Below are 18,337 nucleotides of genomic sequence, written 5' to 3' on the forward strand. Positions count from 1 at the left end.
AATTCTTAGGGGTTGTAGGCCCAAAACCGGTCCCATAGCCTCACTTTGATGCCACTTCGGCGCGCGGATGTGCCGGGTGTCCGCACTTCGCTGGAGAAAAGGCTGGTGGCACTGACATGGCCGACGAGGAGACGCTGCGCGAGCACCTCAGGTGGGTCACGACCAATCTGCACCAGACGCGCCAACGGCTGCAGGCCGCCGAGGAAGCCGAGCAGGAGCCGATCGCGATCGTCGGCATGGGGTGCCGGCTGCCCGGCGGTGTCCGCAGCCCCGAACAGCTGTGGGACCTGGTCGAGAGCGGCACCGACGCCATCACCGGGTTCCCCGAAAACCGCGGCTGGGACCTCGGCGCGCTCCGCGACCCCGATCCCGACCGGCCCGGCACCTCCCACACCGCGTCCGGCGGTTTCCTGCACGACGCCGCCGACTTCGACGCCGGGTTCTTCGGCATCTCCCCGCGCGAAGCCCTCGCCATGGACACCCAGCAGCGGCTGCTGCTGGAGACGACCTGGGAGGCCATCGAACGCGCGCGCATCGACCCGGCTTCGCTGGCCGGCTCGCGGACCGGCGTCTTCGTCGGCAACACCGGCCAGGACTACGCCAACCTGATGCGCGGCGCCGGGGACCAGCTCGAAGGACACCTGCTCACCGGCACCGCGACCGCCGTCGTCTCGGGACGGCTGGCGTACTTCCTCGGCCTGGGCGGCTCCGCCGTCACGGTCGACACGGCCTGCTCCTCCTCGCTGGTCGCGCTGCACTGGGCGTGTCACGCGCTGCGGCGCCGCGAGTGCTCGCTCGCCCTCGCCGGCGGCGTGACCGTGCTGTCCACTCCGGCGGCCTTCGTCGCCTTCAGCCGCCAGCGCGGCCTCGCCCCCGACGGCCGGTGCAAGTCCTTCGCCGACGCCGCCGACGGCACCGGCTGGGGCGAGGGCGCCGGCATGCTGGTGCTCGAACGCCTCTCGGACGCCCGGCGCCACGGCCACCCCGTGCTCGCCGTGGTCCGCGGCTCGGCGATCAACTCCGACGGCGCCTCCAACGGCCTGACCGCGCCCAACGGCCCCGCGCAGGAGCGCGTGATCACCGAGGCGCTGGCCAACGCGCGGCTGTCGGCGAAGCAGGTCGATGCGGTCGAGGCGCACGGCACCGGCACCACCCTCGGCGATCCCATCGAAGCCCAGGCGCTGCTGGCCACCTACGGCCGCGCCCGCAGCGGCGACGACCCGCTGTTCCTCGGCTCGCTCAAGTCGAACGTCGGGCACACCCAGGGCGCCGCCGGGGTCGCCGGGGTGATCAAGATGGTGATGGCGATGCGCCACGGCGTCCTGCCGCGGACGCTGCACGTCGACGCCCCGACGTCGCACGTCGACTGGGCGTCCGGCGGGGTCCGGCTGCTCACCGAGGCCCGGCCGTGGCCGGAGACCGGCGAGCCGCGCCGCGCGGGCGTGTCCGCCTTCGGCATGAGCGGCACCAACGCCCACGCCATCCTCGAAGCCGCGCCGGACGCCGAGGAACCAACTCCTTCGGCGGAGATCAGCCCGGTGCCGTGGGTGCTGTCCGCGCGGACCGCGGATGCGCTCAAGGCGCAGGCCGCCGCACTGTCCGGACTGGACGCATCCGCCGCGGACATCGGGTTTTCGCTGGTCACCACCCGGACGGCGTTTCCGCACCGCGCGGTCGTGGTCGGCGATCTCCCCGGCGGCCTCACGGCGCTCGCCGCGGGCGCTCCGGCGGCGAACGTCGTCACCGGGGAAGCCGGCACGCCGGGCAAGGTGGCGCTGGTCTTCCCGGGGCAGGGTTCGCAATGGGCCGGGATGGCGCTCGAACTCGCGGGGTCCTCGCCGCTGTTCGCGGCCCGCCTGGACGAATGCGGCACCGCCCTGGAGTCCTTTGTGGACTGGCAACTGCGAGACGTCCTGGCCGACGCGGACGCGCTGAACCGGGTCGACGTGGTGCAGCCCGCGTTGTTCGCGGTGATGGTGTCGCTGGCGGAGCTGTGGCGCTCCTTCGGCGTGGTGCCGGACGCGGTGGTCGGGCACTCCCAGGGGGAGATCGCCGCGGCGGTCGTCTCGGGTGCACTGTCGCTTGAGGACGGTGCCCGGGTGGTCGTGTTGCGCAGCAAGGCGATCCTGGCGCTGGCCGGACGCGGCGGGATGGTCTCGGTCGCCGCGTCCCTCGACACCGTCGAAGCACGGCTGGCCGAGGGCCTGTCGATCGCGGCGGTCAACGGCCCGTCCGCGGTCGTGGTGTCCGGCACGCCCGACGCCCTCGATGAGCTGATCGAATCCTGTGAAGCCGACGGGATCCGCGCGAAGCGGGTGCCGGTGGACTACGCCTCCCACTCGGCGCAGGTCGAGCAACTGCGCGGCGAACTCCTCGACGTACTGGCACCGGTGCAGCCGCAGCAGTCACACACGGCCTTCCTCTCGACGGTGACCGGCGAATGGAACGAACGGGTCGACGCCGAATACTGGTACACGAACCTGCGCAGCACCGTCCGCCTCGACACCGCGATCGAGCGGCTGAAGAACGAGGGCTTCGGCACGTTCATCGAGGCGTCGCCGCACCCCGTGCTGACCATGGCGCTCGGCGACGACGTCATCTCGCTGGGCTCCTTGCGACGCGACGACGGCGGCCTCACCCGCTTCCACACCGCGCTGGCCGAAGCGCACGTCCGCGGGGTCGCCGTCGACTGGACCCCGGCCTTCCCCGGCGCCCGCACGACCGACCTGCCCACCTACGCCTTCCAGCGGGAACGGTTCTGGCCCGCGGTCGTCGCGGACCCGGGCGACGCGGGCGCGCTCGGCCTGAGCGCCACCGGACACCCCCTGCTCGGCGCGGCCGTGACACTGGCCGCGGGCGACGGCCTGGTCCTCACCGGCCGGGTCTCGCCGCAAGCCCAGCCGTGGCTTGCCGACCACGCCGTGCACGACACGGTTCTCGTGCCCGGCACCGCGTTCGTCGAACTGGCGATCCAAGCGGGCGACCGCACGGGCTGCGGCACGGTCGAAGAACTCACTCTCGAAACCCCGCTCACTCTGCCGAGCGCCCGCACGCTGCAGGTCTGGGTGGGCGCCGCCGACGAAAGCGGTCGGCGTGCCGTCGAAATCCACTCGCGGCGGGACGAGGACGAACCCTGGACCCGGCACGCCACCGGGGTGCTCGCCCCCGGCAGTCCCGCGCCCGGGTTCACTCTGGACTCCTGGCCGCCCGAGGGCGCGGCCAGGATCGACCTCGACGGCTTCTACGACGGCCTCCGCGCGGCGGCCGGCTACGGCTACGGCCCCGCCTTCCAGGGTCTGCGTTCGGCGTGGCGCCGCGGCGAGGAGGTCTTCGCCGAGGTCGAGCTGCCGGACACCGCGGACGCGGCTCGGTTCGGCCTGCACCCGGCCCTGCTCGACACGGCCCTGCACCCCCTCGCCCTGGCTGCGTCCACCGAGGACGGACAGCCTCGCCTGCCGTTCGCCTGGACGGGCGTGACGCTGCACGCCACCGGCGCGTCCGCGCTGCGCGTCCGGCTGACCCGCCGTGGCGCGGACGAGGTGACGGTCGAGGTCGCGGACCCGTCGGGCGCCCCGGTCGCCACGGTGGCATCCCTCGTCCTCCGCCCGCTGCCCGCCGGTGGCCTGGACGGCGTGGACGATCTGTACCGAGTGGACTGGACCGAGAGCCAGGCCGAGGCCGACGAGACCGACGTCGTCTTCGAACCGCTCACCGGCAAGCCGGTCCACCGTGTGCTCGGGCTCGTCCAGGAGTGGCTCGCCGCCGAGCGGCCCGAGGTGCTCGTCTTCGTCACCACCGGCGCTGTCGCCGTGCACGACGGCGAGGCGCCGGACCCGGACCTCGCCGCCGCGTGGGGCCTGGTGCGGTCGGCCCAGTCGGAACACCCGGGGCGGTTCGCGCTGCTGGACACCGACGACCCGGACCACCCGGTGATCCCGGCCGAGTCGCAAGTGGCCATCCGCAATGGACAGTCCTTTGTGCCCCGGCTCGCCCGCGTCACCGCCGCTGAGCAGACGCCGGACTGGGGTGACGGCGCCGTCTTGGTGACCGGCGCCTCGGGGGTGCTCGGCGGGCTCGTCGCCCGGCACCTCGCGCGGCAGCACGGTGTCCGGAACCTGGTCCTGCTCAGCCGCCGCGGCGCGGACGCCCCCGGCGCCGCCGAACTCGCCGCGGACCTGCCGGACGCCGTCTTCGTCGCCGGTGACGCCGCCGACCGCGACCGGCTCGCCGAAGTGCTGGCCGCGCACCGGATCACGGCCGTCGTGCACGCCGCCGGGGTGCTCGACGACGGCGTCGTCGAGACGCTCACCCCGGAGCGGCTGGACGCGGTCCTGCGCCCGAAGGCCGAAGCCGCCCGCCACCTCGACGAACTGACCACCGGCCTCGCCGCGTTCGTGCTGTTCTCCGCCGCCGCCGGCACGACCGGCGGCAGCGGGCAGGGCAACTACGCCGCCGCCAACGCCTACCTCGACGCCCTCGCCCAGCGGCGGCGCGCGGCCGGACAGCCCGCCGTGTCGCTCGCCTGGGGCCTGTGGGCCGAGGCCAGCGGGATGACCGGGCACCTCGACGACCGCGCGCGGGACCGGCTGGGCCGCTCCGGCGTGCGTCCCCTGGAGTCCGCGCAGGGCCTCGCCCTGTTCGACCGGGCCGTCACCGCGGGTCCGGCCGCGCTCGTCCCGATCGCGCTCGACGCCGCCGCGTTGCGCCGCCAGGCCGCCGAAGGCACCGTTTCGCCGCTGTTCCGCGGGCTCTTCCCGCCGTCCGCGCGGCGCGCCGCCGCGACCGGTGGCCACGTCGGCGAGCTCTCCGAAGAGGCGCTGCTCGACCTGGTCCGGACGCACGTCGCCGCCGTGCTCGGGCACGCGTCGGCGCGGGCGATCGACCCCGGCCGCGCCTTCAAGGACCTCGGGTTCGACTCCCTCACCGCGGTCGACCTGCGCAACCGGCTGGCCGCGGCCACCGGCCTGCGGCTGCCCGCGACGCTGGTGTTCGACCACCCGACCCCGGCGGTGCTCGCCGCCCACCTCGCCGGACGGACCGGGCGGACCGGGCAGACCGCTGTCACGCGCACGGCCGACGACGGCGACGCCATCGCGATCGTCGCGATGAGCTGCCGCTACCCGGGCGGGATCGCGTCACCGGACGACCTCTGGCAGCTGGTCGCCGAGGGTCGCGACGCCGTTTCGGCGTTCCCCGCCGACCGCGGCTGGCCCACCGGCCTCTTCGACGACGATCCTGCCCGTAGCGGGACGTCCTACGTCCGCGAGGGCGGATTCCTCCACGACGCTGCCGACTTCGACGCCGAGTTCTTCGGCATGTCGCCGCGCGAGGCGACCGCGACCGACCCGCAGCAGCGGCTGCTGCTGGAAGTGGCGTGGGAGGCGTTCGAGCGCGCCGGGATCGTGCCGGATTCCGTGCGCGGCAGCCGGACCGGTGTGTTCGCCGGTGTGATGTACCAGGACTACGCCACCCGCCTGCAGAACGTCCGAAGTGGACTGGAGGACTACGAGGGTTACCTCGGCAACGGCAGCGCCGGCAGTGTCGCCTCCGGCCGGATCGCCTACGCGTTCGGCCTCGAAGGACCGGCGATCACGGTGGACACCGCGTGCTCGTCGTCGCTGGTGGCGCTGCACCTGGCGTGCCGGTCGCTGCGGCAGGGGGAGTGCGACCTGGCGCTGGCCGGCGGGGTCACGGTCCTGTCGACACCGGCGCTGTTCGTCGAGTTCAGCCGCCAGCGCGGGCTCGCGGCCGACGGCCGGTGCAAGTCGTTCGCGGACGCGGCCGACGGCACCGGCTGGGGCGAGGGTGCCGGGCTCCTGCTGGTGGAACGGCTGGCCGACGCCCGCCGCAACGGCCACCCGGTCCTGGCGGTGGTCCGCGGGACGGCGGTCAACCAAGACGGCGCGTCCAACGGCCTCACCGCGCCCAACGGCCCGGCCCAGCAGCAGGTGATCCGCCAGGCGCTGGCCAACGCGGGCCTGGCCGCGTCCGAAGTGGACGCCGTGGAGGCGCACGGCACCGGCACCACCCTCGGCGACCCGATCGAGGCACAAGCGCTGCTCGAGACGTACGGCCAGGAGCGGAAAACGCCGCTGTGGCTGGGCTCGCTGAAGTCCAACATCGGCCACACCCAAGCCGCGGCCGGGGTCGGCGGCGTGATCAAGATGGTCATGGCGATGCGGCACGGCGTGCTGCCGCGGACCCTGCACGTCGACGCGCCATCGTCGCATGTGGACTGGTCGGCGGGTGCGGTGGAACTGCTGACCGAGGCCCGCGAATGGTCGCCGGACCGGCCGCGCCGGGCCGGGGTGTCGTCGTTCGGGGTCAGCGGCACCAACGCGCACGCGGTCCTGGAACACGTCCCCGACACCGTGGCCGAGCCGCCGGCCGATAGTCCTGCGCCGTGGGTGCTGTCCGGCCGCACCGCCGATGCCCTGCGGGCCCAGGCTGCCGCCTTGCTCGGCCGGTCGGAGCTTCCGGCCGCGTCGGTCGGCGCGGCCCTCGCGTCCACGCGCTCCCTGTTCCGGCACCGGGCGGTCGTGGTCGGCGAGGACCTCCGCGGCGGCCTCACCGCACTCGCGGAAGGCGCGCCCGCGGCGAACGTCGTCACCGGAGAAGCGAACGCGCCGGGCAAAGTGGCGCTCGTCTTCCCCGGCCAGGGAGCCCAGTGGGCGGGGATGGCCCTCGAACTCGCGGAGTCGTCGCCGGTGTTCGCGACCCGGCTCGACGAATGCGGTACAGCGCTCGGATCCTTTGTGGACTGGGAGCTGCGTGACGTCCTCGCCGACGCGGCGGCGCTGGCCCGGGTCGATGTCGTCCAGCCCGCGTTGTTCGCCGTGATGGTCTCCCTCGCCGAGCTGTGGCGGTCGTTCGGCGTGGTCCCGGACGCGGTCGTCGGGCACTCCCAGGGCGAAATCGCCGCCGCCGTCGTCTCGGGCGCCCTCTCCCTGGAAGACGGCGCTCGAGTCGTGGCCCTCCGCAGCAAAGCCATCCTGGCGCTGGCCGGGGGCGGCGGCATGGTCTCCGTCGCGGCGTCCCGCGAAACCGTCGAGGAGCGGCTGACCGACGGCATCTCGCTCGCTGCCGTCAACGGTCCCGCCGCCGTGGTGGTGTCGGGTACGCCGGAGGCCCTGGACGAATTCGTCACGGCCTGCCGCGCGGACGGCATCCGGGTCAAACGCGTCCCGGTCGACTACGCGTCGCACTCGCCGCAGGTCGAGCAGCTGCGCGGCGAACTCCTCGACGTACTGGCACCGGTGCAGCCACAGCAGCCGCACACGGCCTTCCTCTCGACGGTGACCGGCGAATGGGACGAAGTTCTGGACGCCGAGTACTGGTACACCAACCTGCGCAGCACCGTTCGCCTGGACACCGCGATCGAGCGGCTGAAGAGCGAAGGTTTCGGCACGTTCGTCGAAGCGTCCCCGCACCCGGTGCTGACCATGGCGCTCGGCGACGACGTCGTCGCACTGGGGAGCCTGCGCCGGGACGACGGCGGCCTCACCCGCTTCCACACCGCGCTGGCCGAGGCGCACGTCAACGGGGTCCGGGTCGACTGGACCCCGGCCTTCGGCGGCGCCCGGCCCGCCGACCTCCCCACCTACGCCTTCCAGCGCGAGCGGTACTGGCTCGACGTCCCGGAAACCGAGCCCGTCCAGGCCGACCAGCGCTTCTGGGACGTCGTCGCCGACCAGGACGTTCCGGCGTTCGCGGGCGCACTCGACCTCGCCGAAGACGCCCCGCTCGACGCCGTCCTGCCGGCACTGGAGAAGTGGCGCGGCCGCCGCCGCGACGAGTCCACAACGGACTCCTGGCGCTACCGGATCGCCTGGCGGCCCGTCACCACCCCGGCCGCCCGGCTGTCCGGCCGCTGGCGAGTCGTCGGAGACGGCGACGACGTCCGGGACCTCCTGGCCGCCCACGGCGCCGAGATCGCCGAAGACGACAGCGACTTGGCCGGTGTCGTGGCCGTCCGCCCGGACGCCGCGACGGCCCTCGAACTGGCCCGCCTCGACGCCCCGCTGTGGCTCCTCACCGAAGGGGCCGTGGCCACCGGCGCCGACGACCGGGCCCCCGACCCACGGCAGGCCCGGGTGTGGGGACTCGGCCGGATCGCCGGGCTCGAACACCCCGCCCGCTGGGGCGGCCTGGTCGACCTGCCCGGAAACCTCGACGAGCCAGCCGGTGCCCGGCTGGCCGCCGTGCTGGCCGGGACGACCGGCGAAGACCAGGTGGCGCTGCGTGCTTCCGGTGTCTTCGCCCGGCGGCTGGTGCGCGCCGGCCAGGGGGAGCCGGCCCGCCACTGGCGGCCCGAAGGCACGGTGCTCGTCACCGATACCGACGGCCACGCGGCCGTCCGGCTCGCGCGTTGGCTGATCACCCGGGGCGCCACCCGGATCGTGCTCGCCGCGGCGGCCTTCCCCGGTGCCGAAGCCCTGCGCGAACACGGCGTGATCGAGGCACCCTGCGACGTCGCCGACCGCGACCAGCTGGCCGCGGTCCTCGACGCCCACGGGCCGGTGCGGTCGGTGTTCCACCCGGCCGCCGGCACGGACCTGGCGCCCCTCGCCGAGACCGGCCCGGACCTCCTGGACCGGGCGTGCCGCGTGAAGGCGGACGCCGCCGACCACCTCGACGCGCTGCTTCCGGACGGCCTCGACGCCTTCGTGCTGTTCTCCTCGATCGCCGCGGTCGTCGGCAGCGGCGCGCACGGCGCCTACGCGGCGGCCAACGCCCACCTCGACGCACTCGCCGAGCGCCGCCGGGCCCGCGGCGAGGCCGCCACCTCGATCGCCTGGGGCGTCTGGGACGCCGACGAGGGTGTCGACCGCGCCCGGCTGACGGCCGAGGGTGTCCCGCCGCTCGACCCCGAACTGGCGCTGACCGCGCTCGGCCGGGCGCTCGACCACGACGACACCACCGTGCTCGTCGCCGACGTCGACTGGACGCGGTTCGCGCCGGCGTTCACCGCCGCCCGGCCCCGGCCGCTGCTCGCCGAGATCCCCGAGGCCGCCGAGGAGTCGTCCCCGGCGCCGTCCGGTTTCGCCGCCCGGCTCGCCGGGCTGAGCGCGCCGGACGCCCACCGCGTGCTGACCGACCTGGTCCGCGCGCAGGCCGCGGCCGTGCTCGGCCACGCCTCCCCGGCCGCGGTCGACGTCGGCCGCGCCTTCTCCGAACTCGGCTTCGACTCGCTGACCGCGGTCGAGCTGCGCACCCGGCTGGCCACCGCGACCGGCCTGCGGCTGCCCGCGACGCTGGTGTTCGACCACCCGACGGTCACCGTCCTCGCCGGGTTCCTGGGCGAGCTCTTCGGCACCGGCGGCGAGACCGCCGAGCAGGCCCCGGCCGCCGCGAACGCGGACGAGCCGATCGCCATCGTCGGCATCGGCTGCCGGTTCCCCGGCGGGGTCCGCTCGCCCGAGGACCTCTGGCGGCTGGTCGCCGCGGGGGGCGACGGCATCGCGCCGTTCCCCGGCGACCGCGGCTGGGACCTCGACGAGGTCTACGACCCCGAACCCGGGGTCACCGGCAAGAGCTACGCCCGCGAGGGCGGTTTCCTCGCCGACACCACCCGCTTCGACCCCGGCTTCTTCGGCATCTCGCCGCGGGAGGCGCTGGCCATGGACCCGCAGCAGCGGCTCCTGCTCCAGACGTCGTGGGAAGCCTTCGAACGCGCCGGCCTCGACCCGCTTTCGGTGCGGGGCAAGCGGATCGGCGTGTTCGCGGGCACCAACGGCCAGGACTACCCGGCCCTGCTCGAACGCTCGGCCGAATCCCTGGAAGGCCACGCCGGAGTGGGCAACGCGGCCAGCGTCGTCTCCGGACGGCTGTCGTACGTGTTCGGCCTCGAAGGACCGTCGCTGACGGTGGACACGGCGTGTTCGTCGTCGCTGGTGGCGCTGCACCTGGCGGTGCAGGCGCTGCGGCGCGGCGAATGTTCGATGGCGCTGGCCGGGGGCGCGACCGTGATGGCGACCCCCGGCATGTTCGTCGACTTCAGCCTCCAGCGCGGCCTCGCCGCGGACGGCCGCTGCAAGCCGTTCGCCGAGGCGGCCGACGGTGCCGGGTTCTCCGAAGGCGCGGGCATGCTGCTGGTCCAGCCGCTATCCGACGCGCTGCGCGAAGGCCGCCGCGTCCTCGCCGTCGTCCGTGGTTCGGCGGTGAACTCGGACGGCGCGTCGAACGGCCTGACCGCCCCGAACGGCCCGTCACAGCAACGCGTGATCCGGGCGGCCCTCGCCGACGCCGGTCTTTCCGCGTCCGAAGTGGACGCCGTGGAGGCGCACGGTACCGGAACGACCCTCGGTGACCCCATCGAGGCGCAGGCGGTGCTGGCGACCTACGGCCAGTCGCGGGAAACGCCGCTGTGGCTGGGGTCGGTCAAGTCGAACCTCGGGCACACGCAAGCCGCGGCGGGTGTGGCGGGTGTGATCAAGATGGTCATGGCGATGCGGCACGGCGTCCTGCCGCAGACCCTGCACGTCGACGCGCCTTCGTCCCATGTGGACTGGACGGCCGGTGCGGTCGAGCTGCTCACCGAGTCCCGCGCGTGGATCGCCGACCGGCCCCGGCGGGCCGGGGTGTCGTCGTTCGGGATCTCGGGTACCAACGCGCACACGATCATCGAGGAGGTGCCTGAGCCGGTCGCCGAGCCGCGCGAGCCGGTCTCCGGGCCCGTGCCCTGGGTGCTGGCCGGCCGGACCGAGGCCGCCCTGCGCGACCAGGCCGCTGCCCTCGCCGAGGTCGACGGCCATCCGGCGGACATCGGGTTCTCGCTGGCGACGGCTCGGTCCCGGTTCCCGTACCGCGCGGTGGTCCTCGGCGCCGACGCGCTGTCCGCCGTCGCCGAAGGGCGGCCCGCGGCCGACGTCGTCACCGGAATCGCCGGTACTCCCGGCAAGGTGGCATTGGTCTTCCCGGGCCAGGGTTCGCAGTGGGCGGGCATGGCCCTCGACCTGGCGGAGTCCTCGCCGGTGTTCGCGGCTCGGCTCGACGAGTGTGCGGTGGCCATCGAGTCCTTTGTGGACTGGAAACTCCGGGATGTCCTCGCCGACGCGGAGGCGCTCGCCCGGGTCGACGTGGTCCAGCCCGCCCTGTTCGCGGTGATGGTGTCGCTGGCGGAACTGTGGCGCTCCTTCGGCATGGTGCCGGACGCGGTCGTCGGGCATTCGCAGGGGGAGATCGCGGCCGCGGTGGTGTCCGGCGCGCTGTCGCTCGAAGACGGTGCCCGGGTGGTGGCGTTGCGCAGCAAGGCGATCCTCGCCCTGGCCGGTCGAGGCGGCATGGTCTCGGTGGCCGCACCCCTCGCCGCCGTGGCAGCGCGGCTGACCGACGGGCTGTCGATCGCGGCGGTCAACGGCCCGGCCGCGGTGGTCGTTTCCGGGACACCGCAGGCTTTGGACGACCTGATCGCGTCGTGCGAGGCGGACGGGATCCGCGCGAAGCGGGTCCCGGTGGACTACGCGTCGCACTCGGCGCAGGTGGAGCAGCTGCGGGAAGAACTCCTCGACGTGCTGGCTCCGATCACCCCGGGGGAAGGTGAGATCGCCTTCATCTCGACCGTGACGGGCGAATGGAACGAACGGGTCGACGCCGAGTACTGGTACACGAACCTCCGCACCACGGTCCGCCTCGACACGGCGATCGACCGGCTCAAGAGCGAGGGCTTCGGCACGTTCATCGAGGCGTCCCCGCACCCGGTGCTGACCATGGCACTCGGCGACGACGTCGTCGCACTGGGCTCCCTCCGCCGCGACGACGGCGGCCTCACGCGGTTTTACACGTCCTTGGCCGAGGCGCACGTCAGCGGCGTGCCCGTCGACTGGACCCCGGCCTTCCCCGGCGCCCGGCTCACCGACGTCCCCACCTACCCGTTCCAGCAGGAGCGGTACTGGCCACAGTGGACCGCCACCACCGCGGGCGACGCCGGGGGACTCGGTCTCACCGACGCCGGGCACCCGTTGCTCGGTGCCGCGGTGACCGTCGCGGGCACCGGCGTCACCCTGCTCACCGGACGCCTTTCCCGGCGCACGCACCCGTGGCTGGCCGATCACGCGGTCGGCGACACCGTGCTGCTGCCGGGCACCGCGTTCGTCGAACTCGCCGTGCAGGCCGGTGACCAGGTCGGCTGCGCGACCGTGGAAGAGCTCACCCTGCAAGCACCGCTGGTGCTGCCGGAACGCGGTGGCGTCGCCCTTCAGGTCCGCGTCGAAGCCGCCGACGAACACGGCCGCCGCGCGCTGACCGTCCACTCGCGATTCTCCGACGACGTCGACTGGACCCAGCACGCCGAAGGGTTCCTGACCACCGGTGCCGAGCCGGGCACGGCCCTCACCGCGTGGCCACCGCCGGGCGCGGAACCGCTGCCGGTCGACGGCCACTACGACACCCTTGCCGGACACGGCTACCGCTACGGCCCGGCGTTCCAGGGCCTGCGCGCGGCCTGGCGGCACGGCGACGACCTCTACGCCGAGGTCGCGCTGCCCGCCGGGCAGGACGCCGCCCGCTACGGGCTGCACCCGGCCCTGCTCGACGCGGCCCTGCACCCGATCGGCCTGACCAGCGCGCAGGCCGGTGCCCGGCTGCCGTTCGCGTGGACCGGCGTCCGGCTGTACGCGACCGGCGCCACCACCCTGCGCGTCCGGCTCGGGGCGCTCGGTGCGGACGGCGTCTCGGTCGCCGTCGCCGACGAAACCGGCGCCCCGGTCGCCGAAGCCGAATCCCTTGTCATGCGGCCGATTTCGGCCGGGCAGCTGGCGGCGGCCGCCGACCACGGCGCCGACGCGCTGTTCACCCTCACCTGGCAGCGTCTCGACGCCGAACCCGCCGCCCCGGCCGTTCCGCTCGGCGAGCCCGGCCCCGTGGCCTACACGGTGTGCCGCGGCGACGTGACGGCCGAAGTGCTCAAGACCCTGCAGGACTTCCTGCCCGGCGACGGGCGGCTGGTCCTGGTCACCGAGTCGGCCGTGGGGGAGGCGCCCGCCGACCCCGCCGCGGCGGCGGTCTGGGGGCTCGTGCGCTCGGCGCAGTCGGAGCACCCGGACCGGTTCGTCCTCCTCGACGTCGACACGACCGACGACCTCGCCACCTGGGCCGGCGTGGCGGCCGCGTCCGGCGAGCCGCAGCTGGCGGTGCGCGGTGGCGAATTCCACGTGCCCCGGCTGGCGCGGGCCGCCGCGCCGCAGCAGGAACACACCTGGAACCAGGACGGGACCGTGCTGATCACCGGCGCGAGCGGCGTGCTCGGCGGCCTGCTCGCCCGGCACCTGGTGACCGTCCACGGTGTCCGGCACCTGCTGCTGCTCAGCCGCAGCGCCCCCGACACCACCGAGCTGACCGGCGCGTCCGTCACCGTCGTCGCCTGCGACGTCGCCGACCGGGCCGCGCTCGAGAACGCACTGGCGCAGATCCCCGCCGAGCACCCGCTGACCGCGGTGGTCCACGCCGCGGGCGCCCTCGACGACGGCGTCGTCGAAGCCCTGACCCCCGAACGGCTCGACACCGTCCTGCGCCCCAAGGCCGTCGCCGCCCGGCACCTGCACGAGCTCACCGCGCACCTGGACCTGGACGCGTTCGTCCTGTTCTCCTCCTTCGCGACGACGATGGGCGGCGCGGGCCAGGCGGGCTACTCCGCGGCCAACGCCTACCTCGACGCCCTCGCCCAGCACCGCCGCGGCCGGGGACTGGCCGCGACCTCGCTCGCCTGGGGCCTGTGGGAGACGCGCAGCGGCCTGACCGCGCACCTCGGCGACGACGACGTGTCGCGGCTCGGCCGCTCGGGTGTCCGCGCCCTGCCCACCGGCCGCGCGCTGCGGCTGTTCGACCTCGCCCTCGGCACCGGCGAGCCGCTGCTGATGCCGGTCGCCCTCGACCTCGCCGCCTGGCGGGCCCGGGCCGAGGTCCCGGCGCTGCTGCGCGGCCTCGTCCGGACCCCGGTGCGGCGGGCCGTGCGCGACGGCGTCCCGGCCGGCCCCGGGCTGGCCGAACGGCTCGCCGGCCGGCCGGAGGCCGAGCAGCTCCGCATCGTCGACGAAGTCGTGCGCGCCCAGGTGGCGGCCGTGCTCGGCTACGCCTCGGGCCACGCCGTCGAAGCCGGACGCGGCTTCCTCGACCTCGGCTTCGACTCGCTGACCGCGCTGGAGCTGCGCAACCGGCTCACCGCGGCGACCGGGCTGCGGCTGCCCGCCACGCTGATCTTCGACTACCCGAACCCGGACGCGCTCACCAAGCACCTGTGCGCCGAACTGCCCGCCCACGGCGTGCCGGCCGACCGGCCCGTCCACGCGGAACTGGACCGCCTGGCCGCGGTGCTCGCCGCGGCCGAACCCGCCGAGGGCGAGCGCGACCGCGTCACCGAACGCCTGCGCGGGCTGCTGGCCCGGTGGACCGCGACCGACGACCGCCGGGACGAGCCCGGCACGGAACTGGCCGACGCCACCGCCGAGGAGATCTTCGACCTCCTCGACGACGAACTGGGGATGTCCTGAATGTCGAACGAACAGAAGCTCCTGGACTACCTCAAGCGGGCCACGGCCGATCTGCGCGAAGCCCGGCGGCGGCTGAAGGAGAACGAGGACCGCGCGCAGGAGCCGGTCGCCATCGTCGGCATGAGCTGCCGGTTCCCCGGCGGTGTCCGCACCCCGGAACAGCTGTGGGACCTGCTGGCCGCCGGGGAAGACGCGGTCGGGGCGTTCCCCGCCGACCGGGGCTGGGACCTCGCCCGCCTCTACGACGAAGACCCCGGCAGCGCGGGCACCAGCTACACCCGGGAAGGCGCGTTCCTGCACGACGCGGCCGATTTCGACGCCGGGTTCTTCGGCATCTCGCCGCGCGAGGCACTGGCCATGGACCCGCAGCAGCGGCTGCTGCTGGAGACGTCGTGGGAGGTGCTGGAGCGGGCGGGCATCGACCCGACGTCGGTGCGCGGCGAAAAGGTCGGCGTCTACGCCGGGGTGATGTACTCCGACTACGCGGCGCGGCTGCTGCTCGCCCCGGACGTGTATGCGGAGTTCGAGGCGTTTCTCGGCAACGGCAGCGCGGGCAGCGTCGCCTCCGGCCGGATCGCCTACACACTCGGCCTGGAAGGCCCCGCGGTCACCATCGACACGGCCTGTTCGTCGTCGCTCGTGGCGTTGCACCTGGCCTGCCAGGCCGTCCGGCTCGGCGACTGCTCGCTGGCGCTGGCCGGCGGCGTCACGGTGATGGCCACGCCGGGCACGTTCACCGCGTTCAGCCGCCAGCGCGGCCTCGCCGCCGACGGCCGCTGCAAGCCCTTCGCCGACGCCGCCGACGGCACCGGCTGGGGCGAGGGCGCGGGCATGCTGCTCGTCGAACGCCTTTCCGACGCGCGCCGCCACGGGCACCCGGTGCTCGCGGTCGTCCGCGGCTCGGCGGTCAACCAGGACGGCGCGAGCAGCGGCCTGACCGCACCGAACGGCCCGTCGCAGCAGCGGGTGATCCGGGCCGCGCTGGCCAACGCCGCACTGTCCGCTTCGGACGTCGACGCGGTGGAGGCGCACGGCACGGGCACCCGGCTCGGCGACCCGATCGAGGCCCAGGCGCTGCTGTCGGCCTACGGTCAGGGGCGTTCGACGCCGTTGTGGCTCGGGTCGGTCAAGTCCAACCTCGGCCACACGCAGGCCGCCGCGGGCGTGGCCGGGATCATCAAGTCCGTCCAGGCCATGCGCGCGGGTGTGCTGCCGCAGTCGCTGCACATCGACGCGCCATCGTCCCGAGTGGACTGGGCCGCGGGGGCGGTCCGGCTGCTCACCGAGGCGACGCCGTGGCCGGAAACCGGGCAGCCGCGGCGGATCGGCGTCTCGTCGTTCGGGGTCAGCGGGACGAACGCGCACGTGATCCTGGAGCAGGCACCGGCGGAGTCGCCGCTGCCGCCGCGGGCGGCTTCGGGGCCGGTGCCGTGGGTGCTGTCGGCCGGTTCGCCGGAAGCGTTGCGGGCCCAGGCGGCCGGGTTGCTCCCGCACGGGGGAGACCCGGTCGACGTCGGGTTCTCGCTGGCCAAGTCGCGGGCCTTGCTCAGCCACCGGGCCGTGGTCACCGGGCCGGACGGGCTCGCCGCGCTGGCGGCCGGCGCGCCGAGCCCGGCGGTGGTGACCGGGGAGGCGGCGAGCCGCGGCAAGGTGGCCCTGGTGTTCCCGGGGCAGGGTTCGCAGTGGCCGGGGATGGCGTTGGAGCTGGCTGCGTCGTCGCCGGTCTTCGCGGCCCGGCTCGACGAGTGCGCGGCCGCCTTGTCGTCCTTTGTGGACTGGTCGCTGCGGGACGAGCTCCGCGGCCCGCTGGCCCGGGTCGACGTCGTCCAGCCTGCGTTGTTCGCGGTGATGGTCTCCCTGGCCGAGTTGTGGCGGTCGTACGGTGTGGTGCCGGACGCGGTGGTCGGCCATTCGCAGGGGGAGATCGCGGCCGCCGTGGTGTCGGGCGCACTGTCCCTTTCGGACGGTGCACGGGTGGTCGCCCTGCGCAGCCGCGCGCTCCTGGCGCTGGCCGGGCGGGGCTGCATGGTGTCGGTGGCCGCGCCCCTGACTGCGGTTGAAGCGCTGCTTTCGGACGGGCTGGCGATCGCGGCGGTGAACGGCCCGTCCGCGGTGGTGGTGTCCGGTGCGCCGGAGGCGCTCGACGAGCTCGTTGCCCGCTGTGCGGCCGACGGTGTCCGCGCGAAGCGGGTGCCGGTGGATTATGCGTCGCACTCGGCGCAGGTGGAGCAGCTGCGCGAGGAAATCCTCGAAGTGCTGGCCCCGATCACGCCGCGGGCACCGGAGATCGCCTTCATGTCCACGGTGACCGGCGACTGGGCCGGCGCGCCGGATGCCGGGTACTGGTATGCGAACCTGCGCCACACCGTCCGGCTGGATCAGGCGGTCGAGCGGTTGAAGGGCGAGGGCTTCGGCACGTTCATCGAGGCGTCGCCGCACCCGGTGCTGACCATGGCGCTCGGCGAGGACGTGCTCGCGCTGGGCTCGCTGCGCCGCGACGACGGCGGCGTGACCCGGTTCCACACGGCGCTCGCCGAGGCGCACGTGCACGGGGTCGCGGTGGACTGGACGCCCGCCTTCCCGGACGGCCGGATCGTCGACCTGCCAACCTACGCCTTCCAGCGCAAGCGGTACTGGCTGGACGCACCGGACCGGCCGGCCACCGGAGACCCCGCGGACGCCCGGTTCTGGACCGCGGTCGACGGCGGCGACGTCGGGGCGCTGGCGGAGCTGATCGGCGTGCCCGCGGAGACGTCGTTCGCGGAACTGCTGCCCGCCCTCGCCGACTGGCGGCGGCTCCGGCAGGAAAAGTCCACTGTGGACGCGTGGCGGTACCGCGTGGAGTGGAAGCCGCTGGCCGAGCCGGAAGCGGTAACGCTGTCCGGCCGGTGGGCGGTGGTCGCCCCGGCCGGAACGGACACGACCGAGCTGACGAGCTGCCTCACGGCGGCGGGTGCCGAGCCGGTGGTGCTCGAGTGGCCGGGCGGCGGTCTGACGGCCGCCGAGCTGGCGAACGGCCTCGCCGGCGGGGGTGCCGGGCTTGCGGTGCAAGCGGGCGCGGGTGCCGGGTCTGCGGCCGCCGAGCTGGCGGACAGCCTCGCGGGTGGTGGTGCCGGGCTTGCGGCCGAGGGTGCCGGACCTGCGCTGCAAGCCGGCGCGGGTGCCGGGTCTGCGGCAGCCGCCGAAGCTCCCACCGAGGCTGCCGATCCCCATCTGCCCGCCGTCGCCGGGGTCATCTCCCTGCTCCCCGATGCCCCCGGCACCCTCCTCCTCACCCAAGCCCTCGACGGCAGCACCGCCCCCCTCTGGCTGCTCACCCGCAACGCCGTCGCCGCCCTTCCCGGGGACACCCCGCCCGCCGCCGATCCCGCTCAGGTCTGGGCGCTCGGGCGGGTCGTCGGCCTCGAACACCCCGAACGGTGGGGCGGTCTCGTCGATCTCCCCGCCACCCTCGACCGGCGTGCCACCCGGCGGCTGGCCGCCGTTCTCGCCGGGCTCGACCACGAAGACCAGGTTGCCCTCCGCGCCTCCGGCCTCTTCGCGCGCCGGCTCGCGCACGCACCCGGTGCCGAACCTCGCCGGAACTGGCGTCCGCGGGGCACCGTGCTCGTCACCGGCGGCACCGGCGCGCTCGGGCGGCACGTCGCCCGGTGGCTCGCGCGGGCCGGTGCCGAACACCTCGTCCTCGTCAGCCGCCGCGGGGCCGACGCTCCCGGTGCCGCCGAACTCGAAGCGGAACTCGGCACCCGCGTCACCTTCGCCGCCTGCGACCTCGCCGATCGCGACGCCGTCGCTGCGCTCGTCGAACGACTCGGCGACGTGCGGGCCGTCGTGCACACCGCCGGCCTGCC

At 74.7% G+C, this 18,337-nt stretch carries 2 protein-coding genes (1 of these 2 running past the window's edge); both read left to right on the plus strand.

What is annotated here, in order from left to right; genetic code table 11:
• Nucleotides 1–116: 116 nt before the first annotated feature.
• Nucleotides 117–14,486, plus strand: coding sequence for a type I polyketide synthase (locus OO60_RS47710; protein ID WP_063749387.1), 14,370 nt, complete (start codon nt 117–119; stop codon nt 14,484–14,486).
• Nucleotides 14,487–18,337, plus strand: the beginning of a protein-coding gene (locus OO60_RS47450) for a type I polyketide synthase (protein WP_051767655.1). It continues 11,428 nt past the right edge of the window; the window shows 3,851 of its 15,279 coding nt (coding positions 1–3,851); the start codon lies at nt 14,487–14,489; its stop codon lies beyond the right edge, outside the window.

Origin of the sequence: Amycolatopsis vancoresmycina, assembly GCF_000716785.1 — a bacterium.
Classification (GTDB): domain Bacteria; phylum Actinomycetota; class Actinomycetes; order Mycobacteriales; family Pseudonocardiaceae; genus Amycolatopsis; species Amycolatopsis vancoresmycina.

Excerpts from the sequence above, each read along its gene's own strand:
- OO60_RS47710 (WP_063749387.1), top strand. The coding sequence starts at position 117 with ATGGCCGACGAGGAGACGCTGCGCGAGCACCTCAGGTGGGTCACGACC.